At 63.9% G+C, this 25,712-nt stretch carries 22 protein-coding genes; 14 read left to right on the top strand and 8 right to left on the bottom strand.

Going from position 1 to position 25,712, the window contains the following annotated elements; all coding sequences use genetic code 11:
* Nucleotides 1–317 precede the first annotated feature (317 nt).
* The 4 genes from Q4S45_RS19430 to Q4S45_RS19415 all read left to right on the top strand — a co-directional run bounded on the left by Q4S45_RS19430 (nucleotide 318) and on the right by Q4S45_RS19415 (nucleotide 5,450).
* Complete coding sequence (locus Q4S45_RS19430) at nucleotides 318–2,540, top strand: TonB-dependent receptor (RefSeq protein WP_305507052.1); 2,223 nt, start codon at nucleotides 318–320, stop codon at nucleotides 2,538–2,540.
* Between the two features lie 133 nt (nucleotides 2,541–2,673).
* Nucleotides 2,674–3,261 carry a transposase gene (locus tag Q4S45_RS19425; RefSeq protein WP_305507051.1) on the top strand — a complete coding sequence of 196 codons (588 nt, stop codon included), beginning with the start codon at nucleotides 2,674–2,676 and terminating at the stop codon, nucleotides 3,259–3,261.
* Nucleotides 3,262–3,421: 160 nt separating this feature from the next.
* Nucleotides 3,422–4,435: a DNA polymerase IV gene (dinB, locus tag Q4S45_RS19420; RefSeq protein ID WP_308633183.1), complete on the top strand. Its 1,014-nt coding sequence runs from the start codon at nucleotides 3,422–3,424 to the stop codon at nucleotides 4,433–4,435.
* 118 nt (nucleotides 4,436–4,553) lie between these two features.
* Nucleotides 4,554–5,450, top strand: coding sequence for a recombination-associated protein RdgC (locus Q4S45_RS19415; RefSeq protein ID WP_305507049.1), 897 nt, complete (start codon nucleotides 4,554–4,556; stop codon nucleotides 5,448–5,450).
* 111 nt (nucleotides 5,451–5,561) lie between these two features.
* Here Q4S45_RS19415 and Q4S45_RS19410 read toward each other — a convergent pair whose 3' ends face one another.
* Entirely contained in the window at nucleotides 5,562–6,047 is a 486-nt protein-coding gene (locus Q4S45_RS19410) for an asparaginase domain-containing protein (protein WP_305512155.1), read from the bottom strand.
* Nucleotides 6,048–6,170: 123 nt separating this feature from the next.
* Here Q4S45_RS19410 and Q4S45_RS19405 point away from each other — a divergent pair, with 123 nt between their 5' ends.
* Nucleotides 6,171–6,923 carry an L-asparaginase gene (locus Q4S45_RS19405; RefSeq protein ID WP_305507048.1) on the top strand — a complete coding sequence of 251 codons (753 nt, stop codon included), beginning with the start codon at nucleotides 6,171–6,173 and terminating at the stop codon, nucleotides 6,921–6,923.
* A 100-nt stretch (nucleotides 6,924–7,023) separates the two neighbouring features.
* Here Q4S45_RS19405 and Q4S45_RS19400 read toward each other — a convergent pair whose 3' ends face one another.
* On the bottom strand, nucleotides 7,024–8,016 hold the full coding sequence (locus Q4S45_RS19400) for a D-2-hydroxyacid dehydrogenase family protein (protein ID WP_305507047.1): 993 nt from the start codon (nucleotides 8,014–8,016) through the stop codon (nucleotides 7,024–7,026).
* A 297-nt stretch (nucleotides 8,017–8,313) separates the two neighbouring features.
* Between Q4S45_RS19400 and Q4S45_RS19395 the strand changes: the two genes are divergently transcribed.
* Nucleotides 8,314–10,167 carry a phosphoenolpyruvate carboxykinase (GTP) gene (locus tag Q4S45_RS19395; RefSeq protein WP_305507046.1) on the top strand — a complete coding sequence of 618 codons (1,854 nt, stop codon included), beginning with the start codon at nucleotides 8,314–8,316 and terminating at the stop codon, nucleotides 10,165–10,167.
* 84 nt (nucleotides 10,168–10,251) lie between these two features.
* Here the strand turns inward: Q4S45_RS19395 and uvrA are convergent, their stop codons facing one another.
* Entirely contained in the window at nucleotides 10,252–13,098 is a 2,847-nt protein-coding gene (gene uvrA, locus Q4S45_RS19390) for an excinuclease ABC subunit UvrA (RefSeq protein ID WP_305507045.1), read from the bottom strand.
* On the bottom strand, nucleotides 13,056–13,436 hold the full coding sequence (locus Q4S45_RS19385; protein ID WP_305507044.1) for a hypothetical protein: 381 nt from the start codon (nucleotides 13,434–13,436) through the stop codon (nucleotides 13,056–13,058). The genes uvrA and Q4S45_RS19385 overlap by 43 nt, the downstream gene beginning before the upstream one ends.
* Before the next feature lie 85 nt (nucleotides 13,437–13,521).
* Here Q4S45_RS19385 and ssb point away from each other — a divergent pair, with 85 nt between their 5' ends.
* Nucleotides 13,522–14,022: a single-stranded DNA-binding protein gene (gene ssb, locus Q4S45_RS19380; RefSeq protein WP_305507043.1), complete on the top strand. Its 501-nt coding sequence runs from the start codon at nucleotides 13,522–13,524 to the stop codon at nucleotides 14,020–14,022.
* Between the two features lie 155 nt (nucleotides 14,023–14,177).
* On the opposite strand, the gene Q4S45_RS19375 is transcribed toward ssb, so the two are convergent.
* Nucleotides 14,178–15,428: a Fic family protein gene (locus Q4S45_RS19375; RefSeq protein ID WP_305507042.1), complete on the bottom strand. Its 1,251-nt coding sequence runs from the start codon at nucleotides 15,426–15,428 to the stop codon at nucleotides 14,178–14,180.
* 239 nt (nucleotides 15,429–15,667) lie between these two features.
* Here Q4S45_RS19375 and Q4S45_RS19370 point away from each other — a divergent pair, with 239 nt between their 5' ends.
* Nucleotides 15,668–17,251 carry a hypothetical protein gene (locus Q4S45_RS19370; protein WP_305507041.1) on the top strand — a complete coding sequence of 528 codons (1,584 nt, stop codon included), beginning with the start codon at nucleotides 15,668–15,670 and terminating at the stop codon, nucleotides 17,249–17,251.
* 71 nt (nucleotides 17,252–17,322) lie between these two features.
* Nucleotides 17,323–18,063, top strand: coding sequence for a hypothetical protein (locus Q4S45_RS19365; protein WP_305507040.1), 741 nt, complete (start codon nucleotides 17,323–17,325; stop codon nucleotides 18,061–18,063).
* Between the two features lie 181 nt (nucleotides 18,064–18,244).
* Here Q4S45_RS19365 and Q4S45_RS19360 read toward each other — a convergent pair whose 3' ends face one another.
* A complete protein-coding gene (locus Q4S45_RS19360; RefSeq protein ID WP_305507039.1) occupies nucleotides 18,245–18,436 on the bottom strand; it encodes a hypothetical protein in 192 nt (63 codons plus the stop codon).
* Between the two features lie 139 nt (nucleotides 18,437–18,575).
* Between Q4S45_RS19360 and Q4S45_RS19355 the strand changes: the two genes are divergently transcribed.
* From Q4S45_RS19355 to Q4S45_RS19340, 4 genes are all read left to right on the top strand, one after another.
* Entirely contained in the window at nucleotides 18,576–19,031 is a 456-nt protein-coding gene (locus Q4S45_RS19355; RefSeq protein ID WP_305507038.1) for a hypothetical protein, read from the top strand.
* Entirely contained in the window at nucleotides 19,031–19,927 is an 897-nt protein-coding gene (locus tag Q4S45_RS19350; protein ID WP_305507037.1) for a DUF2145 domain-containing protein, read from the top strand. The genes Q4S45_RS19355 and Q4S45_RS19350 overlap by 1 nt, the downstream gene beginning before the upstream one ends.
* Nucleotides 19,928–19,932: 5 nt before the next feature.
* Nucleotides 19,933–20,976, top strand: coding sequence for a DMT family transporter (locus Q4S45_RS19345; protein WP_305507036.1), 1,044 nt, complete (start codon nucleotides 19,933–19,935; stop codon nucleotides 20,974–20,976).
* A gap of 88 nt (nucleotides 20,977–21,064) precedes the next feature.
* Nucleotides 21,065–22,369, top strand: coding sequence for a hypothetical protein (locus Q4S45_RS19340; protein WP_305507035.1), 1,305 nt, complete (start codon nucleotides 21,065–21,067; stop codon nucleotides 22,367–22,369).
* Here the strand turns inward: Q4S45_RS19340 and Q4S45_RS19335 are convergent.
* The gene (locus Q4S45_RS19335; protein ID WP_374046056.1) at nucleotides 22,320–23,534 is read right to left on the bottom strand and encodes a diguanylate cyclase domain-containing protein; all 1,215 of its coding nucleotides are present in this window, start codon (nucleotides 23,532–23,534) and stop codon (nucleotides 22,320–22,322) included. The two genes, Q4S45_RS19340 and Q4S45_RS19335, sit on opposite strands and share 50 nt — an antisense overlap.
* A gap of 249 nt (nucleotides 23,535–23,783) precedes the next feature.
* Between Q4S45_RS19335 and nudC the strand changes: the two genes are divergently transcribed.
* Complete coding sequence (nudC, locus tag Q4S45_RS19330; protein ID WP_305507033.1) at nucleotides 23,784–24,599, top strand: NAD(+) diphosphatase; 816 nt, start codon at nucleotides 23,784–23,786, stop codon at nucleotides 24,597–24,599.
* Nucleotides 24,600–24,814: 215 nt separating this feature from the next.
* Here the strand turns inward: nudC and Q4S45_RS19325 are convergent, their stop codons facing one another.
* On the bottom strand, nucleotides 24,815–25,687 hold the full coding sequence (locus Q4S45_RS19325; RefSeq protein WP_305507032.1) for a hypothetical protein: 873 nt from the start codon (nucleotides 25,685–25,687) through the stop codon (nucleotides 24,815–24,817).
* Nucleotides 25,688–25,712: the final 25 nt, after the last annotated feature.

Genomic DNA, 25,712 nt, shown 5'->3' with positions numbered 1-25,712 from the left:
TTTCGACTGCATCCGACGTTTGTCACCACGTCTGAAGAGGCCCGAATTATATACAAGGACTTCCGCACCGCGCAAGTCCTTTTTTTAAAACGCTCGCAAGCAGGCGATGTCGATGAATCCGCAACCCCCCTTTTCATATTCACTGTGTTGTACCAAATATACGATGGCGCATATGTTCCTTGCCACGTTGGCGTGCTATGGCCGAGAATGCCGGCTTCTTATATGTGGCCACCTAGACATTCTTCAGGATGCAGGCCAGCGGAGACAGCAGTGCAAATCCATCGCAAGTTTCATAGACGTTTTTCCAGGAAAAAGATATGACCAAGTTGTCCAAGATGCACAAGCGCGTGTTGCGCGCAAACGGCGCCGTGTTGGCCCTGACGGCCATGCTGCCGCTCGCTTCGGCCATCGCGCAAACCACTGCTGCTCCAGAGCTCCAAAGCGTCACCGTAACGGCGCAGCGCCGCACCGAGAACATCAAGGACGTGCCGGTCTCGGTCACCGCGATCAAGGGCGAAAAGCTCGACGTGATCGTCTCCGGCGGCGAAGACATCCGCGTACTGGCCGGCAAGGTGCCGAGCCTGAACGTGGAATCGTCGAACGGCCGCACCTTCCCGCGCTTCTACATCCGCGGCTACGGCAACACCGACTTCAACACCTTCGCATCGCAGCCGGTGTCGCTGGTGTACGACGACGTCGTGCAGGAAAACCCGATCCTCAAAGGCTTCCCGATTTTCGACCTGGCCGGCGTTGAAGTGCTGCGCGGCCCGCAGGGCACCCTGTTCGGCCGCAACACCCCGGCCGGCGTGGTCAAGTTCGAATCCGAAAAGCCAAGCCTGAAAAAAGTCGAAGGCTACTACAGCGGCACCTACGCCTCGCACAATTCGGTCAACGTCGACGGCGCCATCAACGTGCCGCTGTCGAACGAGTGGGCGCTGCGCTTCTCGACGCTGCGCCAGCACCGTGACAACTACGTCGACAACTACGCCGATCCGGCGTTCACCGTCAAGCGCGGCGAACTGGAAGGCTACAACGAGCACGCCGAGCGCCTGCAGCTGCTGTACTCGCCGAACACCACGTTCAACGCCCTGTTCAATGTGCACCAGCGCATGACGACCGGCAGCGCGCGCCTGTTCCGCGCCAACCTGATCAAGAAGGGCACCAACGACTTCGTCGACGGCTTCGATCCGGACAAGATCGTCACCAATGGCCAGAACTTCCAGAACCTCAAGACCAACGGCGCCAACGCGCGCCTGTCGTGGGACCTGGGCGCGATCAAGCTGTTCTCGGTCACCGGCTACGAGCACGTCGACCACTACTTCAGCCGCGGCGACATCGACGGCGGCACGCCGGCCGGCCCGGGCTTCATCCCGTTCCAGGTCGAAACCGGTGGCGGCATCACCGGCCTGAAGCAGTACAGCCAGGAATTCCGCGCCGAGTCGAAAGCGGCCGGCCCGCTGAACTGGCAGGCCGGCGTGTACTACTTCAATGAAGACGCGAACGGCTACAGCAACAACTTCAACAGCACCACCGGCGCACAGACCTCGCACCTGGCCAGCCACCAGAAGAACACCGCGTGGGCGGCCTTCGGCTCGCTGAACTACGCGGTCAGCGACGCATTGACCGTGCGCGGCGGCCTGCGCTACACCAACGACCAGAAGGATTTCGGCACGGTGGAAGCGGTCAATGTGGTGCAGATCGGCCCAAGTTCGGTCAACGAGAGCAAGCACAAGGTCAATTGGGACCTGAGCGGCACCTACAAGCTCGACAAGGACGTCAACCTGTACGCCCGCGTGGCGACAGGCTTCCGCGCGCCGAGTATCGCCGCCGCATCGGCTGCGGTGCCGATCACCGTGGCCGACGCCGAGACCATCACCTCGGTCGAAGCCGGCGTCAAGGCCGACCTGCTCAATCGCCGCGCGCGCGTTGCGTTCAGCCTGTACGACTTCGACGTCAAGAACCAGCAGCTGACGGTCGTCGGTGGCAATTCGAACGTGAACCGCCTGATCAACGCGGCCAAGACCAAGGGCCGCGGCGCCGAACTCGATTTCGAAGGCTTCGTCACCAGCGACTTCAAGGTCAGCGCCGGCGGCAGCTACAACTTCACCGAGATCCGCGATCCTAGCCTGTCGATCGCCAACTGCGGCGCGAAGTGCACGCCGCTCGACCCTGTGAACAGCGCCGGCCGTGCGATCATCGACGGCAACCCGCTGCCGCAGGCGCCGCGCTGGACCGTCAATGCATCGGCGCGCTACCAGTGGAACCTGGCCGACGGCCAGCTGTATGCGCTGACCGACTGGTCGTACCGCAGCAAGATCAACTTCTTCCTGTACGAGTCGGTCGAGTTCACTGGCAAGGCGCTGACCGAAGGCGGCCTGCGCGTGGGCTACATCTTCGGCAACGGCAAGTATGAAGTGGCCGCGTTCGGCCGCAACATCCTCGACACCCGCCGCATCACCGGCGGCATCGACTTCAACAACCTGACCGGCTTCATCAACGAGCCGCGCACGGTGGGCGTCCAGTTCAAGGGCAACTTCTAATTTGCGTTGGGGGTCAGGTCCGTCGGACCTGCGCCTCCTGCAGCATCGGGGTCAGGTTCTGCGAACCTGACCCCATTTTTTTGAACTCATCAGCAAATCGCGCGTCCAACATTGCTCTCCGACGGAGCATGCCATGCCAAGACCGACCCGCGTCGATTTTCCCGGCGCAATCCACCACATCACATCACGCGGCGATCGCCGGGAAACCATTTACCGCGACGACATCGACCGGCAGAACTGGCTGCGCGTACTTTCCGGTGTTTGCTCTAAATACGCGTGGTCGGTGCATGCGTTCTGCCAAATGGGTAATCACTATCATCTGGTCGTCGAGATGGCCGAAGCCAACTTGGCGCGCGGCATGCGTCAGTTGAACGGGCTTTACACCCAACGCTTCAACTATCGCCATGCAGGCTCGGGCCACGTTTTTCAGGCGCGCTACCATTCCGAGCTGGTTCACCGGCAGGCGCATCTGATTGAACTGATGCGCTATGTCGTGCTCAATCCCGTGCGTGCAGGCATCGTGGGAGCGCCCGGCGATTGGCCGTGGAGCAGTTTTGCGATGACCAGTGGAGTTTTACCCGCGCCGCGCTGGTTGCAGATAGATTGGGTGCTGAGTCAGTTCTCCGGTGAGCGAGACGAAGCGATCCATGCCTATCGACGCTTCGTGATGGAAGGTGCGGCATCGGGATTGGGCGCCCGACACGATTTGGCGGCCGACTGAAAATGGGGTCAGGTCCGCAGGACCAGACCCCCGCGCCAACTTGCAATAAAGCTCGTTTCGGTGAATACTGTATGCATTTACAGTAGTTCGTCCCCGCGTGAACGCTCCGGCCCGAAAAATCATCCACTGCGACTGCGATTGCTTCTACGCTTCGGTCGAGATGCGCGACGATCCGTCCCTGCGCGACGTGCCGCTCGCCGTCGGTGGCCGCCCCGACCAGCGCGGCGTCGTCGCCACCTGTAACTACGAGGCGCGCCGCTACGGCATTCATTCGGCCATGGCCACCGCCCAAGCCCTCAAGCTGTGCCCCGACCTGGTGGTCATCCCGCCGAACATGGAGAAATACCGCGCCGCCTCGCGCCAGATCCTGGCCATCTACGGCGACTACACCGACCTGGTCGAACCGCTCTCGCTCGACGAAGCCTACCTCGACGTCTCCAATTCGCCGCACTGCAAGGGCAGCGCCACCCTGATCGCGCAGGAGATCCGTCAGCGCATTTTTGACACCGTCGGCATCACCGCCTCCGCCGGCGTGGCGCCCAACAAGTTCGTCGCGAAGATCGCCAGCGACTGGAACAAGCCCGACGGCCTGTGCCTGGTGCGCCCCGACGAGGTGGACGGTTTCGTGGCCGCGCTGCCGGTCAAGAAGCTGTTCGGCGTCGGCAAGGTCACCGCGGCGAAATTGAACGGTCTTGGCGTGCAGACTTGCGACGACCTGCGCGGCTGGACCATGCTGGAACTGCAGCACCATTTCGGCAGCTTCGGCGCGCGCCTGCACGACCTGTGCCGCGGCATCGACAACCGCGTCGTGTCGAACGAGCGCGAACGCAAGTCGGTCAGCGTCGAGGAGACCTACACGCCCGATGTGCCCGACCTCGCCGCCTGCCTGGCGCTGCTGCCCGAGCTGCACGAGAGCCTGCTGGGACGCATCAAGCGGGCCGGCGCCGAGCGCCACGTGCACAAGCTGTTCGCCAAGATCAAGTTCGCCGATTTCACGCAGACCACGGTCGAATGCGTCGGCATCACGCCCGATCCCGCCCAGTACGCGCGCCTGATGGAAACCGGCTTCCTGCGCCGGAACATGCCTGTGCGCCTGCTCGGCCTGGGCGTGCGGCTGGGTGAGGAGGAGACGCTGGCGCAGCTGTCCCTGTTCGCCGATGGCGCAGAACTCTGAGGCGCGCGCAAGACCCAGTTCAAGTAAACATTTTCTACCCAACAGCGACGATTCCCGGCTCATGCGAGCGTGTAGAATGTCGTTCCTTCTGTAATGCTGACACAATCGGATAACAATTATGTGGTTTAAGAATCTCCAGATTTACCGCCTGCCCGCACCATGGAATTTCACGCCTGAGCAACTCGAAGCGGCCCTCGCGCCGAACAGCTTCGTGCCCGCCACCAGCAACGAACTGCTGCGCCAGGGCTGGGACAAGCCGCGTCCGAACGGCGGCCTGGTCCACGTCGTCAACAAGCAGATGCTGATCCAGCTGGGCACCGAAAAGAAGCTGCTCCCAGGCTCGGTCATCAACCAGGTAGCCAAGGCCAAGGCGGCCGAACTGGAAGAAGCACAAGGTTTCGCGCCAGGCAAGAAGGCGATGAAGGAATTGAAAGAGCGCGTGGCCGACGAACTGCTGCCGCGCGCGTTCAGCATCCGCAGCAACGTGTACACCTGGATCGATCCGGTGAACGGCTGGCTGGTGGTCGATGCGGCCAGCCCGGCCAAGGCCGACGATGTGATCAAGCTGCTGTTGAAAGCAGTCGACAAGCTGCCACTCGAGAGCCTGCGCGTGCAGCGCTCGCCGGTTGCGGTGATGACGGCGTGGCTGGAGACGGACGAGGCGCCGGTCGGCTTCACGGTCGATCAGGATACCGAGCTGCGCGCCACCGGCGAGAGCAAGGCTGCGGTGCGCTACGTGAAGCACGCGCTGGAAGCGGACGACATCCGCCGCCACATCGCAGCCGGCAAGCAGTGCACGCGCCTGGCGATGACGTGGAACGACAAGATCTCGTTCGTGCTGACCGAGTCGCTGGCGATCAAGGGCATCAAGCCGCTCGACGTGATCAAGGAAAACGACGCGTCGACCCGCAACGACGACGAGCGCTTCGACAACGACATGATGATGATGACGGGCGAACTGGCGCAGATGATGGCCGACGTCGTCGAAGCGCTGGGCGGCGAAGCGACGGCGTAAGCCGAAGTGAAGGGGTCTGGTCCTGCGGACCTGACCCCATTTTGGAACGTCCACGCGAAGATGGGGACTCGGCGTCCCCGTCGCTCCGCGGGACCAGACCCCGCCTCCGTTTTACAGCGGCTGGAACACTCCGGCCGCTTTGTTCTTCGTCACGTTATCCCACGCGAACACCTGGCCGTTCATCGCCACGTACACTCCAGGCGCCAAGGTCTGCGCCACGCCAGTAGCAAATCCCAAATTAAACAACGCATCCGAATTCGCGATCTCGTACGGAATCATCGCGCCGGTCAGCACGATCGCCTTGTCCAGCTTTGCCGCGCCCAGCACGCCGGCGGTCTCGCGCATGGTGTCGGTGCCGTGGATGATGACGATCGCTTTTTCCGCCGCCGCCTGGCACGAGGCCAGCACGCGCTGGCGGTCCACGTCCTGCATGTCGAGCGAATCGAGCAGCGGCAGCACTTCGAGTTCGACCGGAATGGTCATGCGCGTGCGCGCCAGCACGGCCGGCAGGTGGCTGGCGGCGAAATCGAGCTTGCCCGTCAGCTCGTCGTAGTGTTTGTCGAAGGTGCCGCCGGTGGCGATGATCCGCAAGTTCATGGTGATGTATGGTGTGTGTGAAAAGTGCCTCATGATAGCGCCTGGCACACGCGCTGTCGAAAACCTTGTATCCGGTTGTGACTGCGCTAGAATCTTCGTCAGCGCCTCGCTACACTCGATCCAATGAAAACGCTCGCTCCAGGAACCGTCATCTTTCACCGCCACCGCGGCTACGGCGTGATCACGCATGTCAACTTGCTCACTGGCTGGATCAGCGCGCGCTTCGGCAGCGAGCAGCGCACGCTGGACCTGAACCTGTCCACCGACGACGTGCAGCACGCGGACGGCGAAGCGATTTTGTTCCGCCGCGCGCCGCCCGACCGCATGCCGCACGCGCGCCTGATGGCGATGGTGCGCGCACTGCATGAGGCCGGTTACGAGAAGCTGTATCTGTATTCGTGGCCGAAGCCGTCCGGCCTGCACTGGCGCTGGCATTTGTTCACCGGCCAGCGCAACTGGATGCAGCGGCCCTGGCGCGAGGGCTGGTATGGCTCGGGCGCCGACTACAACGTCAATCCGGTGATGGGGTGGGGCGATTCGCCGGGCGCGTCGACCGACGAACTGATTACCGCGCTGGCCAAGTTCGACCCGCAGGGACTGGCGCAGGCGCTGGGGCGCGACGAGGATCACACCGAGTGGTTCAAGGGAGTGTGCGACGCGCTGCTGCCGGGCTACATGTACAGCCTGGACATGGAGCGCGCGACGGCCGGTGGATTGAAGGAAGTGCCGCCGGTGCCGGTGATTGCGGTGCGCGCGACCTTGCCGGCGTATTCGGGTCCGCAACTGAGCTGGCCGCCGGGATGGGCCGGCTTGTGGACGCGCGCTCACGTGATGCCGGCGCCGCCGATCAGCATTACCGGCGAGCAGGTGCGCTGACACTTGATTGTCGTACCAGCGAAGGCTGGTACCCATGCTGAATCAGCGGAAGAGGTAAAGTGCGCTCAGCATGGGTACCTGCCTCCGCAGGTACGACACGCTAGGTTTTTGCCAACACTTCAGGATTCAAAATCCCGCTCGGCTTGCCCTCCGCGAAGTTGACGACGTTGCGGAACGCCGCCTCGAAATACAGCTCGTAGCTGTCCTTCTCGACATAGCCCAGGTGCGGCGTCGCCAGCACGGTCGGCATGCGCAGCAGCGGCGAATCCGGCGCCAGCGGCTCGCTGGTGAACACGTCGAGCGCCGCCATCCCAGGCCGGCCCTGCGGTAGCGCCGCCTCCAGCGCGCCTTCCTCGACCAGCTCAGCCCGGCTGGTATTGACGAACAGCGACGAGCGCTTCATCCGCGCCAAATCCTGCGCCGTGACGATCCCGCGCGTCGCATCGACCAGCCGCAAATGCACAGTCAGCACATCGGCCCGCTCGAAAAATTCTTCCTGCGAGCCGGCCGCCTGGTAGCCGTCCGCCAGCGCGGCCGTGCGGCTCGCTTCGCGCCCCCACACCAGCACGCTCATGCCGAATGCCTTGCCGTAGCCGGCCACCATCTTGCCGATCTTGCCGTAGCCCCAGATCGCCAGCGTCTTGCCCTTCAACACGCTGCCCAGCCCGTTCAGCGCCGGATTGATCGACGCCGTCTGCCACAGCCCGTCCTTCAGGTTGTTCGCGTAGGGCACGATCTTGCGGCTGGCGGCCATGATCAGCGCCCAGGTCAGCTCGGCCGGCGCCACCGGCGAGCCAACACCCTCGGCGATCGCCACGCCGCGCTCGGTCGCCGCCGCCACGTCGATGTGGCCGGCCACCTTGCCCGTCTGCGAGATCAGCTTGAGGTTGGGCAGCTTGGCAAGCAGCGCGCGCGACAGGGCGGTGCGCTCGCGGATCAGCACCAGCGCGTCGTACGGCGCCAGCCGGATCGCCAGCTGCCCCAGCCCCCGGGTCGAATTGTTGAACACCTTCACCTCATGCCCGTCCAGCAGCTTGAAGCAGTCCAGGCTGCGCACGGCATCCTGATAGTCGTCTAGGACAGCTATTTTCATTGGCATTATTAGAAAGATAATAAAACTTCGTAGGTAAATAACAGGAATTTCGCGGGCCTGAGTAGCCCACTACTTTAGTCAACTACTATTACTACATTTTTGCGTTTCTGGCGTTTTAATCATGGTTTTGCGGGTGTACAATCGGCCCGATATTTTGAGGATTTGACTAGACCACTTTGCATTTAGTTGCGCAGTCAAGTTCTTTTGCAGCCGCGCCCCGGCGCCGCTGTTCGACCGCCGCGCTGCCTTCCCGCCAGCGGTCCCGACCACAATTCTTAATCGTATTGGAGGTACTGCATGAACCAGCCCGTCATGAAAGGCGTTTCCGCCTTGAACGTCCCAGCTTACATCAAACACCAAAAACTGATCAATTGGGTCGCCGAGATCGCCGCCCTTGCCAAGCCGGACCGCATCTACTGGTGCGACGGCTCGCAGGAGGAATACGACCGCCTGTGCGCCGAGATGGTCGCCGCCGGCACCATGAAAAAACTCAATCCGGAAAAGCGCCCGAACTCCTTCCTGGCGCTGTCCGACCCGACCGACGTGGCGCGTGTCGAGGACCGCACCTTCATCTGCAGCGAAACCCGCGAGCAGGCCGGGCCGACCAACAACTGGATGGCGCCCGCCGAAATGCGCGAGACGCTGCACGGCCTGTTCGACGGCTGCATGGCCGGCCGCACGATGTACGTGGTGCCGTTCTCGATGGGGCCACTGGGCTCGCCGATCGCCCACATCGGCGTCGAGCTGTCCGACTCGCCTTACGTCGCCGTGAACATGCGCATCATGACGCGCATGGGCCGCGCCGTGTACGACGTGCTTGGCGCGGACGGCGAGTTCGTGCCGGCCGTGCACACCGTCGGAGCGCCGCTGCGCGAAGGCCAGAAGGACGTCGCGTGGCCGTGCAACGACACCAAGTACATCGTCCACTTCCCCGAGACGCGCGAGATCTGGTCGTACGGCTCGGGCTACGGCGGCAACGCGCTGCTCGGCAAGAAGTGCTTCGCGCTGCGCATCGCCTCGAACATGGGCCAGCAGGAAGCCAAGGCCGGCGGCGACGGCTGGCTGGCCGAGCACATGCTGATCCTGGGCGTCGAATCGCCGGAAGGGAAGAAGCACTACGTCGCGGCGGCGTTCCCGTCAGCGTGCGGCAAGACCAACTTCGCGATGATGATCCCGCCGGCCGGCTTCAATGGCTGGAAGGTCACCACCGTCGGCGACGACATCGCCTGGATCAAGCCGGGCGCCGACGGCCGCCTGGTCGCGATCAATCCGGAAGCGGGCTACTTCGGCGTCGCGCCGGGCACCAACGAAAAGACCAACGCCAACTGCATGGCCTCGATGCGCGAGAACTCGATCTTCACCAACGTCGCGCTGACCGACGACGGCGACGTGTGGTGGGAAGGCTTGACCAAGGAAGCTCCGGCGCACCTGATCGACTGGCAGGGCAAGGACTGGACGCCGGCCTCCGGCACCAAGGCCGCGCACCCGAACTCGCGCTTCACGGTGGCGGCGACGCAGAACCCGGTGCTCGACCCGTCGTGGGACGATCCGGCCGGCGTGCCGATTTCCGCCTTCATCTTCGGCGGACGGCGTTCGACCACCGTGCCGCTGGTAACCGAGGCGCGCAACTGGACCGAGGGCGTGTACATGGCCGCGACGATGGGTTCGGAGACCACGGCTGCCGCCGCGGCGAAGATCGGCGTGGTGCGGCGCGATCCGTTCGCGATGCTGCCGTTCATCGGCTACAACATGAGCGACTACTTCCAGCACTGGCTCGACCTGGGCGCGAAGCAGCCTGGCAAGATGCCGAAGATCTTCTGCGTGAACTGGTTCCGCACCGATGACGAAGGCAATTTCGTCTGGCCGGGATTCGGCGACAACATGCGCGTGCTGAAGTGGATGCTGGACCGGATCGAAGGCAAGGCCGGCGGCGCCGAGCACCTGTTCGGCATCACGCCGCGCTACGAGGACATGAACTGGGACGGGCTGGAGTTCAGCCGCGAGCAGTTCGACAAGATCACCTCGATCGACGCGAACGCGTGGAAGGACGAAGTGAAGCTGCACGACGAACTGTTCGAGAAGCTGGCGTATCACCTGCCGAAAGAGCTGGACGACACGCGCAAGGCGCTCGAGTCGCGCATGGCGGCGTAAGAACGAAAATGGGGTCAGGTCCGCAGGACCAGACCCCAAAGTCTGCGGCATCGGGGTCTGGTCCTGCGGACCTGACCCCATTTTTTATTTCAGCAGCGGCACCAGGTACTTCCCGGTCACGCTGTTCGGATCCTTCGCCACATTCTCCGGCGTGCCAGCCGACACGATCTGACCGCCGCCCGCGCCGCCTTCCGGCCCCAGGTCGACAATCCAGTCCGCCGTCTTGATCACGTCCAGATTGTGCTCGATGACGACCAGCGTATTGCCCTGGTCGCGCAGGCGATGCATCACCTTCAGCAGCAAGTCGATATCCTGGAAGTGCAAACCGGTGGTCGGCTCGTCGAGGATGTACAGCGTGCGTCCCGTGTCGCGCTTCGACAGCTCTAACGACAGCTTGACCCGCTGCGCCTCGCCGCCCGACAGCGTGGTCGCGCTCTGTCCCAGCTTGATGTAGCCGAGGCCCACGTCGAGCAGCGTCTGCAGCTTGCGTGCGATGACCGGCACCGGCTTGAAGAACTCGTGCGCGTCCTCCACCGTCATGTCCAGCACTTCGGTGATGTTCTTGCCCTTGTACTGCACCTCGAGCGTCTCGCGGTTGTAGCGCTTGCCGTGGCAGACGTCGCACGGCACGTACACGTCCGGCAGGAAGTGCATCTCGACCTTGATCACGCCGTCGCCCTGACAGGCTTCGCAGCGGCCGCCCTTGACGTTGAACGAGAAGCGCCCGGCGCTGTAGCCGCGCTCCTTCGCCGTCGGCACCGTCGAAAACAGGTCGCGAATCGGCGTGAACACGCCGGTGTAGGTGGCCGGGTTCGAGCGCGGCGTGCGCCCGATCGGCGCCTGATCGACCGAGATCACCTTGTCGAAGTGTTCCAGCCCGCTGATCGAATCGTGCGGCGCCGGCTCGGTCTGCGAACCGTACAGGTGGCGCGACAGCGCGGGGTACAGCGTGTCGTTCACCAGCGAGGACTTGCCGGAGCCGGACACGCCGGTCACGCAGGTCATCAGGCCGACCGGCAGGTGCAGCGACACCCTCTTCAGGTTGTTGCCGGTAGCGCCGGTGATCACCAGCTGCTTGTCCGGATTAGCCACGTGGCGCTTCTTCGGCACGGCGATCTTCAGCGTGCCGTTCAGGTACTTCGCGGTCAGCGACTTCTTGTTCTTCAGGATCTGCGCCAGCGTGCCTTCGGCGCACACCTCGCCGCCATGCACGCCCGCGCCCGGGCCCATGTCGACGATGTAGTCGGCGGTGCGGATCGCATCTTCGTCGTGCTCGACCACCAGCACCGTATTGCCGATGTCGCGCAGGTGCTTGAGCGTTTCGATCAGGCGATCGTTGTCGCGCTGGTGCAGGCCGATCGACGGCTCGTCGAGCACGTACATCACGCCGGTCAGGCCCGAGCCGATCTGCGACGCCAGGCGGATGCGCTGCGCTTCGCCGCCTGACAGGGTGTCGGCGCTGCGGTCGAGCGAGAGGTAGTCGAGGCCGACGTTATTCAAGAACTTCAGGCGCGAGATGATTTCCTTGATCACGCGGTCGGCGATGTCCTTCTTCGCGCCCTTGAGCGACAGCTTCTCGAAGTAGTCGAGGCAGGAGCGCAGTGGCTTGTTGGCGATCTCGTAGATCGCGCGCTGCTGCTTGCCGGCGCCGAGCTTGACGTAGCGCGCTTCCACGCGCAGGCGCGCGCCTTCGCACGACGGGCACTTCTTCTCGTTGATGAATTTCGCCAGTTCCTCTTTCACCGCCATCGAATCGGTCTCGCGGTAGCGCCGCTGCAGGTTGGTGACCACGCCTTCGAAGGTGTGCTCGCGAATTACGGTGCGGCCGCGCTCATTGACGTAGGTGAACGGGATCGTGGTCTTGCCGGAACCGGTCAGCACGGCCTTCTGCGCTTCGGCCGGCAGCTGCTCGAACGGCTTGTCGATGTCGAAGTCGTAGAACGCGGCCAGGTTCGACAGCATCTGGAAGTAGAACTGGTTGCGGCGGTCCCACCCCTTGATGGCGCCCGAAGCGAGCGACAGGTTGGGGAAGGCGACGATGCGCTTCGGGTCGAAGAACTCGATGTGGCCGAGGCCATCGCACTCCGGGCAGGCGCCCATCGGATTGTTGAACGAGAACAGGCGCGGCTCCAACTCCTGCAGCGAGTAGCCGCAGACGTTGCAGGCGAACTTGTTCGAGTACACATGCTCGGCGCCGCTATCCATCTCGAGCGCCACGGCGCGGCCGTCGGCCAGGCGCAGCGCGGTCTCGAACGATTCGGCCAGGCGCTGCTTGATGTCGGCGTTGACCTTCACGCGATCGATCACCACGTCGATGGTGTGCTTCTCGGTCTTCTTCAAGGTCGGCATGTCGTCGATCTCGTAGATCTTCGCGTCATGAGTGCCGCTCTGGATGCGGAAGCGCACGAAGCCCTGCGCCTGCATCGACGCGAACAGGTCGGCGTGCTCGCCCTTGCGGTTGGCCACCACGGGCGCGAGGATCATCAGCTTGGTGCCTTCTTCCATAGCCAGCACGGCGTCGACCATCTGCGACACGGTCTGCGCGGCCAGCGGATGCTCCGCGTGGTCGGGGCAGTAGGGCGTGCCGACGCGCGCGTACAGCAGGCGCAGGTAATCGTGAATTTCGGTGACGGTGCCGACGGTCGAACGCGGATTGTGCGACGTGGCTTTCTGCTCGATCGAGATGGCCGGCGACAGGCCTTCGATCAGGTCGACGTCGGGTTTCTCCATCAGCTGCAGGAACTGGCGCGCATAGGCCGACAGCGACTCGACATAGCGGCGCTGGCCTTCGGCATACAGCGTGTCGAACGCCAGCGACGACTTGCCGGAGCCGGACAGGCCGGTGATGACCGTCAGCTTGTTGCGCGGCAGGTCGAGGTTGATGTTCTTCAGGTTATGCGTGCGGGCGCCGCGGATGCGGATCTGTTCCATGTATTGTGCTTTCCAATGGGTGAAGCGAGGCTGGCGCGCGCGAGAAAACCGATGTCGGCGGGGCCAAAAAGGGACAACCTGTAACTATAGCCGTGTTTCAATTCCAGCGCGTCCGGCGGAGACGATTGCCGGACGCAGGCAGCGGCCGCCACCAGTGCGACTACTGTATATAATAACAGTATTATTGCCGGCTGCAAACGGTGGGCAAGGAGCCCATCTGGAGCGAAACGCAGGGTTTCCAATGGCAAAAACGCCAGAAGTTCAAAATAAAGTTCGGGCTGGCGAGCGACATCAGAGAATGTTAAAAATTCATTTCTGAGCGGGGGAAGTTCGGCCATAATATCGGCTGTTCGCGAGGACACCGATACCCTGGCGCTTAGTCAAGTGCAGAGCCAGGGCCCACAAAAATCAGAGGAGCATTACATGGCATCTGTTAACAAGGTCATCATCGTCGGCAACCTGGGCCGCGATCCGGAAATCCGCTACATGCCGAGCGGCGACGCGATCGCCAACATCGCCGTGGCCACTTCGTACAAGTCGAAGGACCGCAACACTGGCGAGCAGAAAGAGCTGACCGAGTGGCACCGCATTTCGTTCTTCGGCCGCCTGGCCGAGATCGTTGGTCAATACCTGAAGAAGGGTTCGTCGGTCTACGTCGAAGGCCGCCTGCAGACCCGCAAGTACACCGACAAGGACGGCGTCGAGAAGTACGCAACCGACATCATCGCCGAGAACATGCAGATGCTGGGCGGCCGCCAGGGTATGGGTGGCGACAGCGGCATGGATGACGGCGGCTACGAGAGCAGCGCTCCGAGCCGTCCGCAGCCACAGCAGCAGCGCCAGGCGCCGCCTCCTCCGCCAGCGCGTCCGCAGCCGAAGCCGGCGCCGAATTTCTCGGACATGGATGACGACATCCCGTTCTAAAACAGAATGTTCTTAGCCGGTGACTCAGCAACCTTTCGCTCCTGAGTCGTTCGAGGACAATAAAAGCCGTTAGTTAAGCTTGCTTAATTAGCGGCTTTTGCTATTTAAAAATAATGGGCTATTTTTTATTAGTGAAATTTTCGCGAGAGGCCGCACTAGGGATCCGTTGCAGGGATGGGCTCTTGGGGTGGCTCGATACGTTGCGAAGCGCGTCGTTGACGTGATCCTGCTCCGTCATCGAGGATGTCCATGAATTCTTGGTAACAGTACACGCGCGAACGCTGCTTTCCTGTAATTTCTCGGACAATGCCAAGCATTTCGAGGGCTTGCAGCGCGCTGTTGACCGTTGGAGTAGTAAGGCCAGTTGTCGTTGTCAGTTGGTTTGCGGTGACGAACGGCTGCCTTTGGAGCACTTCGTGGACACGAAGCGCTGTACTCGCCCTGTCAGTCGACGCCGATATTCGCTGACGATCTTCACGGAAGAGTTGTACGATTCGAGAGGCACTGTCGAAGGCATTATTAGCGGTTTCTGTGACGCCATCCAGGAAAAACTCGAGCCAGGCTTCCCACGCCCCGTTTTGCCTGACTTCCTGCAGCAATCGATAATAGGCTTCTCGATTCGATTTAAAATAAAGGCTCAGGTATAGGAGCGGCTGCTGCAGGACGCGTCGTTCCACCAGAAAGAGCGCGATCAACAAGCGGCCTATCCGGCCGTTGCCGTCGAGGAAGGGGTGAATACTTTCGAACTGGACATGCAGAAGCCCCGCTCTAATCAAAGGGGGCAAAGGAACAGTTTCGTCGTACAGGAATTTTTCGAAGGAATCCAGGCACCCCGCCAGTTCGTTGACAGGCGGGGGAACATAGGTAGCATTGCCAGGGCGTGTGCCGCCGATCCAGTTTTGGGAGCGTCGAAATTCGCCCGGGTCTTTCTGTTCACCGCGACCGCTCTGTAGCAGTCGGCCATGCATTTCGCGAATAAGCCGCAAACACAGGGGCAGCCCTTCCGATGTATCGTCGCGCATGAGGCGTAGCCCGTACATCATCGCATCGACGTAATTTGAAACTTCCGTAATGTCATCGATGGGCTGGCCGAGCAGCGCCACATTTTCGAACAGGAGCAGGTCGTCCAGAGTCGACTGAGTGCCCTCGATCTGCGAAGACAGCACTGCCTCCTTGCGAACGTACATGTAAAGGAAAAGACTGGTTTCAGGCAGCATCATTGCTATGCCGTCAAGACGTCCAATTGCCCGGTCCGCGTCGCTCAACTTGCTGATCAGGGAGCCGGAAATATCGACAGCGGGTTCTGGCGGCAAGGGCGCGGGCACAAACGCATTTACCGCTTCATCAAAGGCGACCGTTGAAACGAATCGACCGGCTCTCGCGTTTGCCGCGACGGGGCTGTTCATAAGTTCCTTTACTTCGTTAGTTAAGCTCCCTTAAATAGTAGACTCTCTAATTAAAAAAAACGAGGCCTTTTTTAATTAGTGACGCTCCCGCCGATTAAAATTACTTGATTGGCGTCATGAAAATCTTGAGAAAGTGGCAGGATGGGCTTAACCGTCGCCCCTCCACAATTCCCTTTCCTCGACAAGTTAACTGAAACCAATTATGCTTAATTATTAAAATTAACTTTTTGTGAAGCCCTATGTCCTCACTCTGCGGCCGTCTTGCGGCAATCGCCTTGTCGCTCTTGCTGACAGCGTGCGGAGGGGGAGGAGCCGGTTCGACCGCTGCCGCTCCGGCGGGGCCAGTCGCCGCGCCACCGGTCACCACGCCACCGCCGGTCGCGCAGCCTCCGAAATATGCGCTATGGTCGGCACCTGCGGGCGCGACACCGGCCACTGGCAACTACGTCTACCTGCAAAGCGATAGCGGCGACTACGTCGGCGCGGGCCGCAGCTATTTCTATTCAGAGGCCAACGCGATCCTCAGGCTGTCCAGCAACGGCCTCGCGGTGAACATGAACGTGCAGGGCAATGAGCAATGGAGCGGCGCATTCCTGCTGCCGCGCGCGGCCGGAACGCTTCAAGCCGGCTACTATCTGGACCTGGTGCGCACGGCCATTGCCGACCCAGTGGTGGGCGGCGTCGAGTGGTGGGGGGAAGGGCGCAACTGCAATATTATCAAGGGCTGGCTGGCGCTGGATCAAGTGACGCTGAACGCGGGCGTCATCGAAGCGATCGACCTGCGCTTCGAACAGCGCTGCGATGGTGGAAGCACCGCTTTGCACGGACAGATCCACTGGACCAAGGCCGAAGCGAACACTGGCGCAACAGGGCCGAAAGCCATTCCCGCATCCCTGTGGCAGCCAGCCGCCGGCCTCGTGCCGTCGTCGGGCAGTTACGTCTACCTGGAAAGCCTTCCTGGGGACGACGTAGGCGCAGGGCAGGCCTATCTCTACACGCGATCGGACGCCGCGCTGGCGATGACCACCGCGACCGCAAGAGTACGCATGCGCATCACCGGCGATCAATACTGGTCGGGCGACTTCCAGGGCATGAACAGCCAGGAGCAGTTAGCCGTGGGCTACTACAGCGGGCTTTCGCGCTACCCGTTCAACAGTCCTGTCACCGGGAGCCTCGAATGGTCGGGCGAAGGCCGTGGCTGCAACCAATTGAAGGGCTGGTTCGCCGTCGACAAGATCACCTACACCGGCACGGTCATCACCGCGCTCGACTTGCGGTTTGCTCAGTATTGCGACGGTAGTTCCCGTCCTCTGTACGGCAAGGTGCACTGGGAGGAGAACGATGTGTCGACCGTGGCGGGCCTGCAGAACCCGCCGCCGGCGGGATTGTGGAAGCCGGACGCGTCGTTTGTCGCGCCGGCCGGCAACTACGTGTATTTGGCGAGCGAGCCGGGCGACTATATCGGACGGGGCGGCACCGAATTGCTCACTTCCAGCAACGCCACCATCACCGCCTCCGGAGGTGGGGTTATGTTCACCATCAAGGCGGGCGCTTGGGCCGGCGACTTCGTCGGAATGAATTCGCTCACGCAACTGACGCCCGGTTATTATGGCAACTCGGGACGTTATCCGTTCCGTAATTTCGTCAAAGGCGGGATGAGCTGGGCCGGCGACGGGCGCGAATGCAATACCCTGGCGGGGTGGTTTGTCGTCGACCAGGTCAGCTATGTGCGGGAAGCATTGTCGTCCATCGATCTGCGCTTCGAACAGCGTTGCGAAGGTTCGTTTGCCGCCCAGCATGGCCAGATCCATTGGGCGAAGTGATGCGCAGAAAATAGCGGTCCATCAACAACGTCGCCAGGATGCGGCGAATCTTTAAACTTTCGGGCGGAACAATGAATAGCAAAAACATTCTCAAGTGGGCCGTCCTGGTCGCGGCCGCCATGCTCGCGGCCTGCGGGGGCGGCGGCGGCGTCACCCTTGGCGCTTTTCCAGCAATCAACGCGACCGAAGGCGATGCGCCGATCACGCTGACGGCGCCGACGTCCAAAAGCCCGGCCGCGTTCGTCTTCACCAGCAGCAATCCGCAAGTGGCGACGGTCAACGGCAACGTGCTGACCATTCTGCTGGCCGGCACCAGCACTATCATGGCGCAGCAGCCGCAACTGGGCAGCTACAACCCGACCAGCACCAGTGCCCTGTTGACGGTGAAGGCGCGCGTCTGCACGGCGCCGGCGGTCAATCAGAACGGCGCCTGCGTGACGCCCCCGACCTGCACTGCGCCGGCGACGGTGCAGAACGGCGTGTGCACGGCGCCGGCGACGACGGCGACGGTCGCCACCAACAATGGCCTCACCTTCATGCCCGCCACCCGGGCCGATACCTGGGCGAATGCGAACGCGTTCTGCAACGGGACCACGATCAATGGCGCCACCGGATGGAGGTTGCCGCTGCCGGTGGAGCTGGCCGATTTGTATGCATCCGGAGCAATGAACGGCAAGAACTGGGTGCTCGGAAAGACCTGGTCGTCCAATGCGGGCGCCGCCGCCTCATCTCACCAGGCGGTCAATCTGGCGACCGGCATGACGGGCGACGAATCGGATGGAACCGGCGCATATGTGACCTGCGTGCGGTAGGTTTGATTTCTGCAGCGCCGACGAAGATGGGGTCAGGTCCGCAGGACCAGACCCCGATGTGCATGCGGCGCGGACCGAAGATGGGGTCAGGTCCGCCGGAGCGACGGGGACACCGAGTCCCCGGGTTTGAAGGCGCCGCATAGCTTGCCGGCGCCATCAAGTTGGCTCGATGCTGTTCCGCTTAACGGTGCTTCTGATCCTGCTTCGCGCCGCCGCCGGCGCCATGGTCGCTGCCGGCTTTCTGGCGGCTCATGTGATCGTGGCTGGACTTATCGCTGTCCATCGACGGCTTCTTCGACGCCTTGGCATCTGCTTCGGTCGAAGGGCTGCCCGACTGGCGGTTCTGGGTGTCGGTCGATTTCGATTGGGTCATGGTGTCTCCTTTGGTTGTTCAACAGGTAGGCCATTGTGCTGCGCGCCCAGGTTCGCATCTGTGCGCCAAACCACGGTGGTATATCATTCAGCTGAACCGCGCGGCCTGGCCGCCGCATTTTTCCCCATCAGGAGTTTTCATGATCTCAACCGCAGCCCTCCGCGGCGCCTTCATCGCAGCTGTTTTCGGCGTCGCCGTCACCGCGCACGCCGACAGCTTTACTTCCTCCGCATCGAGCGCTGGTTCGGCCTCCATCGGCAGCATCTCGGATTCGTTCGGCGCGTCGAGCAACAGCTCGAGCGGCGACAACAAGCGCGCCGACGGCCGCTACCGCCTCACCGACATTGGCGACGCGCCGGGCCGCGCCGGCGTTGCGCGCCTGACCATGCAGGGCGACGACCCGCAGCAGCGCATCGTGCTCGACCTGCCGAAGGCCGTCGTGCAGCAGCAGGGTTTCGTGCGCGGCGACTACGTGCAGGCCAAGAACCGCGACTACGGCATGGAATTCGCGCGCGACGACACGCGCACCGCGTTCTACCTGGTGCTGGCCGACGAGTGGTACAACGAGCTGGCGGCGCGCAAGGTCACCATCTGATGTTCCGGCGCGCGCTGATGCTGGCGCTGGCCCTCGCGGCGGGCGCGGCCCAGGCGTCGTCCGGTTCGTCGCGCTTCTGCGACCGCACCCAGCCTCTCACGGCCAGCCAGCAGGACAAGCTGCTGCGCTTCGCAGCCGTCGTGCGCGAGGAGCTGGCGCTGACTGAGGGCAGCGCGGCGCTGATCAGCCGTTCTGGCCTCGACCTGTCGCGCTTCCACATCCGTTATTCGCACGCCGCCGTGGCATGGCGCGGCGACAGCGGCGGCTGGACGGCGCGCCAGCTGTACTACGCCTGCGACGAAAAACGGCCGCGCGTGTTCGACCAGGGCCTCGCGGGATTCGCGATGGGCACCGACGATCCCGCCCTGGGCTACGTGTCGATCGTGCGGATGCCGGCCGATGCCGCGGACGCGCTCAAACGCGCTTCGCTCGACACGCCGCGCGCGTTGCACCTGGTGGCCGCGCGCTACAGCGCCAACGCCTATCCCTTCAGTCTCCTGTACCAGAACTGCAACCAGTGGGTCGCGGAGATGATCGCCGCGGGATGGGGCGGCCTGGCCGACGGCGACGACCTGCGCGAACGCGCCCAGCGATGGCTGCGCGAATCGCGCTACGCGCCGGAGCCGGTCGCGGTGGGCTCACGCCTGCTGATGTTCGCGGCCTCGTTCATCCCCTTCCTTCACCTCGACGATCATCCGGATGCCGACCGCGACGCGATGCTGCTGCAAGTGAGCCTGCCGGCGGCGCTGGAAGGCTTTGTGCGCGAGCGCATTGCCGGCAGCGAGCGCGTCGAGGTATGCCACGACGAACGCCAGGTGGTCGTGCACCGCGGCTGGACGCCGGTCGCCGAGGGCTGCCGGCCCGCCGAGGGCGACCGCGTGGTTTCGCTGGAGTAGCGGCGATGCACAAGGGAGTCGTGTACGCTTTACTGGCCGCGGCGCTGTTCGGCGCCAGCACGCCGTTCGCCAAGACCCTGGTTGGCCAGGTCGCGCCGGTCGGGCTGGCCGGCATGCTGTATCTGGGCAGCGGACTGGGGCTGCTGGCCTGTATCGCGGTACGCGCGCTGTCCACGGACGCCAAACCGACCGGGTTGACCAGGTCCGACTTGCCGTGGCTGGCCGGGGCGATCGCCGCCGGGGGCATCGCCGGGCCGGTGCTGCTGATGATCGGACTGTCGCTCACGGCGGCGTCCACCGCCTCGCTGCTGTTGAACATGGAGGGCGTGCTGACGTCGATGCTCGCGTGGTTCGTCTTCAGGGAGAATTTCGACCGCCGCATTTTCATCGGCATGCTGCTGATCGTGGCGGCGGGCGCGCTGCTGTCGTGGGAACAGGCGCCGGCCTTCGGCGTGCCCTGGGGCGCGCTGGCCATCATCGGCGCCTGCCTGTGCTGGGGCGTCGACAACAACCTGACGCGCAAGGTGTCGGCCAGCGACGCGCTGCAGATCGCCTGCGCAAAGGGACTCGTGGCTGGCTCGGTCAATCTGGGGATCGCCTTTGCAATGGGATTCCGGCTGCCCGCACCCGGTACGGCGGCGCTGGCGGGCCTGGTCGGATTTGGCGGCTATGGCCTCAGCCTGGTGATGTTCGTGCTGGCGCTGCGCCACCTCGGCACCGCGCGCACCGGGGCGTATTTTTCCGCGGCGCCGTTTGTGGGCGCGGCGATCTCGCTGCTGATGCTGCGCGAGACTCCCGGCGCGCTGTTCTGGATAGCCGCCGCGCTGATGGGAGCCGGGATCTGGCTGCACCTGACCGAGCGCCACGAGCATGAGCACCTGCACGAGCCGCTGTATCATGCACATGCGCATAGCCACGACGAGCATCATCAGCACGAGCACGATTTCGAATGGGATGGCGTGGAGCCGCACTCGCATCCGCATGAGCACGAGCCGCTGCGGCACTCGCATCCGCATTACCCCGATATCCACCATCGACATGAACACTGAACGACGCCGGTTTGCTACCTGCGCGGACCCCGCCTTTGTCGCCGCCGCATCCGATGCCATTTGACTTAACTGACCACTAAAAAACAATATGAAAATTATTCCGATTGCGCTGGCGCTGGCCTGCGCCGCGCCGGCCCTGGCCCAAGACCACGATCACGCCGCGATGATGGCAATGAAGCCGCAAGCGATGGCGATGGAGCCGCACGCGATGGCGATGACCGGCGCCTTCGGCCCGTACAAGATGACGCGCGAAGCCTCGGGCACCAGCTGGCAGCCCGAAGCGACGCCGATGGACGGCATCCACAACATGGACGGCGACTGGATGACCATGTGGCACGGGAACGTCACCGCGGTCTACGACCACCAGGGCGGCCCGCGCGGCGGCAAGCGGAGCTTCGCCGAGAGCATGCTGATGTTCATGGCGCAGCGGCCGGTCGGCGACGGCACGCTGGGCCTGCACGCGATGGCCTCGCTCGACCCCGCTATGGGCAAGGCCGGCTATCCGCTGCTGTTCCAGACCGGCGAAACGGCCGACGGTCAGCACGCGCTGGTCGACCGCCAGCATCCGCACGATCTGCTGATGGAGCTGTCGGCCAGCTACAGCCGCAAGCTCGGCGCCGACAGCTCGGCGTTCGTCTATGCCGGCCTGCCCGGCGAGCCGGCGCTCGGCCCGACCGCCTACATGCACCGCGCGTCCGGCATGGACAATCCCGAGGCGCCGCTGACTCACCACTGGCTCGATTCGACCCACGTCGCGTTCGGAGTCGTCACGGCCGGCTACGTGTGGCGCGATCTGAAGCTCGAAGCGTCGGTGTTCAATGGCCGCGAACCGGACCAGTATCGCTGGAACATGGAAGTGCGCAAGCTCGACTCGGCGTCGGCGCGGCTGTCGTGGAATCCGACGCCGGAGTGGGCGCTGCAGGTCAGCCACGGGCGCCTCGACAGCCCCGAGGCGCTGGAGCCGGAGATGTCGGTGCGGCGCACCACCGCGTCGGCCAGCTACCAGCACGCGATCGGAGGCCGGCCGATGCAGACCACGCTGGCGTGGGGCCGCAACAAGCGCGATCCGGGCGAGGCGACCGACGGCTACCTGCTCGAGTCGGCGCTGCATGCGGATCGGGCGACGTCGCTGTTCGCGCGCTTCGAGCGCGTCGCCAACGACGAGCTGTTCCCGCATGACTCGCCGCTGCATGGCCAGGCGTTCGGTGTGCGCAAGCTCTCCGTGGGCCTGGCGCGCGACCTGTTCAGCGCCGGCCAGGTGACCTTCAGCGCCGGCGCGCTGGCCAGCAAGTACTGGAAGCCAGCGGCGCTCGACGCCTTCTACGGCACCAGCCCGTCCTCGTTCATGGTGTTTTTCCGAGCGAAGCTGGCGCCTCCCGCATCGCGGCCGTGAAGAACCGGTAGCAGTTGCGCCCGGCGCTCTTGGCGGCGTACATCGCGGCGTCGGAATTGACCACCAGTTCTTCGGACGTGGCGCCGTCGCCGGGGTACACGCTGATACCGATGCTGGCCGAAATCCCGGCCTCGCCGGCGGCCAGCGCGAACGGCTCGCGCAGGTCGCCGAGTATCGTGGCGGCGATCGTGTCGATATGCTGGGACTCGGTGACGTCGGTGAGGATCACGGTAAATTCGTCGCCGCCCAGGCGCGCGACGGTGTCGGTAACGCGCGTGCGCCGCTTGATGCGCTGCGCGACCTGCTGCAGCAGTTCGTCGCCGGCGGCGTGGCCCAGGCGGTCATTGACCTCCTTGAACCCATCGAGGTCGATGAACAGCAACGCCAGTGGCAGGCGGGTGCGCGCCGCATGCTGGACTTCGTGCTCGAGCCGCTCGCGGAACAGGCCGCGGTTCGGCAGGTCGGTGAGCAGGTCGTGGCTGGCGCGGCGCCGGATGCGATCTTCCTCGACCTTGCGCGCGGTGATGTCGCGCGCATTGCCGGCGATCGCTTCGCAGCGGCCGCCGGGGGGGCAGACGGGCACCAGCTGGTATTCGTAGGTGCGTACGTCGCCCAGTGCGACCGTCGCCTGCATTTCGCCGCGAAAGGTGACGCCGCTGCGCATCGCCTCGCGCGCCTGGGCGGCGATGTCGGGGATGAATTCCTGGGCCAGCTGGAAAAAGTCGGCGTCCGAAAGCTCGGCCTGCGTCAGGCGCACCGCGGCGGCGAAGGCCGGGTTGGCGTAAATGAGCGCGCCACTGGGTTCGGCGATGTAGTTCAGGTCGGGCGACGTGTCCAGCAAGGACTGGAACAGGCGCGCGCGCCGGTCCTTCATGACGGTAAACCGAGACAGCGATTCGGCCACCACCTGGTCGATCGCTTCGTTGAAGCGGATGACGTCGGCCGATTCGGCGTGCGTCGCGCCCCACAGACGCAACACGCTGGCGCGCAGCGCGCGGAATTCGGCCATCGATTCGGTGACGCTGAAGCCTTCGCTGAAACGCGACAGGCCGTGCAGTTCGGCCTGGGTCACTTCCGGCGCGAGGGGCGCCTTGCCTTTGGATTTGTCTTCCCGTTCGGCCGCCGTCGGGGCCGACTCCAGGTCGGCGGCGATCTCGAGCAACATGCCGCGCGCGTGGTCGCGTAACGCGCCTTGCTCCAATGCAAGCGCCGGGGGCATTCCCCGCGCGAACCTGTCCCATTCGTCCAGGATCTGTTCGAGATGGGTTCGTATGAAGGGGGCCAGCCGCATGGTGGGGATCCGCGAAATTGGTTAGACAGCACAGCGGTGTCCGGCGTTCCGTCCGCGCGGTCAAACAGGCGCGCGCCGAAAAAGCGGTATGATGGGCCGCAATCCTTTTCCATTCCCACGCCCATGCTCCAGACTCCCGCTTCCTTCACTCCGCTGATGGCGCCGCAAGAGCACGCCGAGCCGCTGACCTTCCTGTTTCACCAGGGCCGCCTGCTGGTGCGCGAGGACGACCTGTCGCTGCCCGATGCGGCCGCCGTGGCGCAGCTCGAACTGGGGCCGCACCAGCTGCATCCGGTCGGCATGCTGGGCGAACGCTACGTGCAGGCTGGCTGGGTGGACCGCGACGCGCTGCCGGCCGAGGGCTTCGGCTGGCGCGGGCTGCGCTCGATGTTCGGCGCGCTGCAGGAGGACGTGCTGGGCCTGGCCGGGCGCGCCGCGCAGATCGCCGAGTGGGCGCGCACCCACCGCTTCTGCGGCGCCTGCGGTAATCCGATGCAGCTGGCCGCGGGCGAGCGCTGCTTCCAGTGCAGCCGCTGCGGCCACCTGGCCTATCCGCGCATCTCGCCGGCGATGATGGTGTTGATCCGCAAGGGCGACAAGGTGCTGCTGGCGATGCACACGGCCTCGCCCACCAAGCGTTTCAGCCCCCTCGCCGGCTTCCTCGAAGCGGGGGAGTCGGTGGAGGAGGCGGTGCACCGCGAAGTGTTCGAGGAAGTCGGCCTGCGCGTGCACAACCTGAAGTACTTCGCCAGCCAGTCGTGGCCGTTCCCGCATTCGCTGATGATCGCGTTCACCGCCGATTACCTCGACGGCGAGATCAGGGTCGACCAGTCCGAGATCAGCGAGGCGCGCTGGTTCGGGCCGGGCGACGAGTGGCCGGAGCGGATCGCGCATGTGTCGATTTCGAGCATGCTGATTGACGCGCACCGGCCTGAATGAAAAATGGGGACAGGTCCGCGGGACCAGTCCCCGATGCTATTGGCGCGGCAGGCCGGGGTCTGGTCCTGCGGACCTGACCCCATGTTGAGATTCTCGACGAAACCGGATTACGCCGGTGTTTTTTGGCGCCGAAAAACCGTGGCGAAATCAAGATGGGGACAGGTCCGCAGGACCAGTCCCCGATGCTGTCGGCGCCGCAGACCAAAGGCCGGGGGCTAGGCGCCCCCGTCGCTCCGGCGGACCTGAGCCCTTCCCTCGTGCGGCGCCTCTTCCGGCTTGGCGCCCGTGCCGCGCAGCTGCATCACGCGCTGCAGCGTGGCGAACCAGAACGGCGCGCCGAACAGCGCGGTCGACGCGGTGATCACCCAGCCGGCCACCTGCATCGCGAAGGCGCCGTCGAGCAGCGGCGGGAAGGTGCTCCAGCCGATCGGCAGCGCGAACAGCTGCTCCATCGCGTGCGCATCGACCGTGGCCGGCGCCGCGCCCAGTTCGGCCACCAGCGCCGGATGCTGCCACAGGGTGCGGAACAGGTGGATGCTGTCGATGTTGAACATGATCGCCATCAGCAGCGTCAGTAGCACGCTGACCATCAGCGAGCGTCGCTTGTATTCGCCCGACACGCGCTCCATCGCGCTGTCGAACCAGCCGGCCACGCCTTCCTGGAACTGCTTCATGTCGCCGCCCGCGCGCTGGTAGATGCCGAGCAGCGCGCGCCGCACCTGCGGGTCGGGCAGCGCTTCGATGTCGCGCCCGAGCTGGGTGTAGTTGCCGGGGATGGTCTGGATCGCATCGACCAGCGCGATGGCGAAATGCACCGGCTCGATGTAGGAGGGCTTGGCCTTGAGCGCGCCCTGGTCGCCGCTGGCGCCGTCGTCGTGCGGGTTGACCAGCGCGTGGCCGTACAGCTGGCGCGCCAGGCCGGTGAACTCGGGATCGTTGAGCATGGTCTTGATGCCGTCGAGCAGGCTGTGGGCGCGCAGGTGCAGCGCCGACGCCAGGCCTTCCTGCACCGTGCTGACGGTCAGCGCGACGGTGGCGTAGCAAAAGCTCATTCCGACCGCAACTTCGAGGACTGTGCTTCCAAGCATGATGTTCTCCTGGTGCGATATTGAC

This window comes from Massilia sp. R2A-15, from assembly GCF_030704305.1.
GTDB lineage: Bacteria > Pseudomonadota > Gammaproteobacteria > Burkholderiales > Burkholderiaceae_D > JAFCUW01.
The sequence above is the reverse complement of the archived record's forward strand: the minus strand, read 5'-3'. Positions and strand labels throughout refer to the sequence as shown.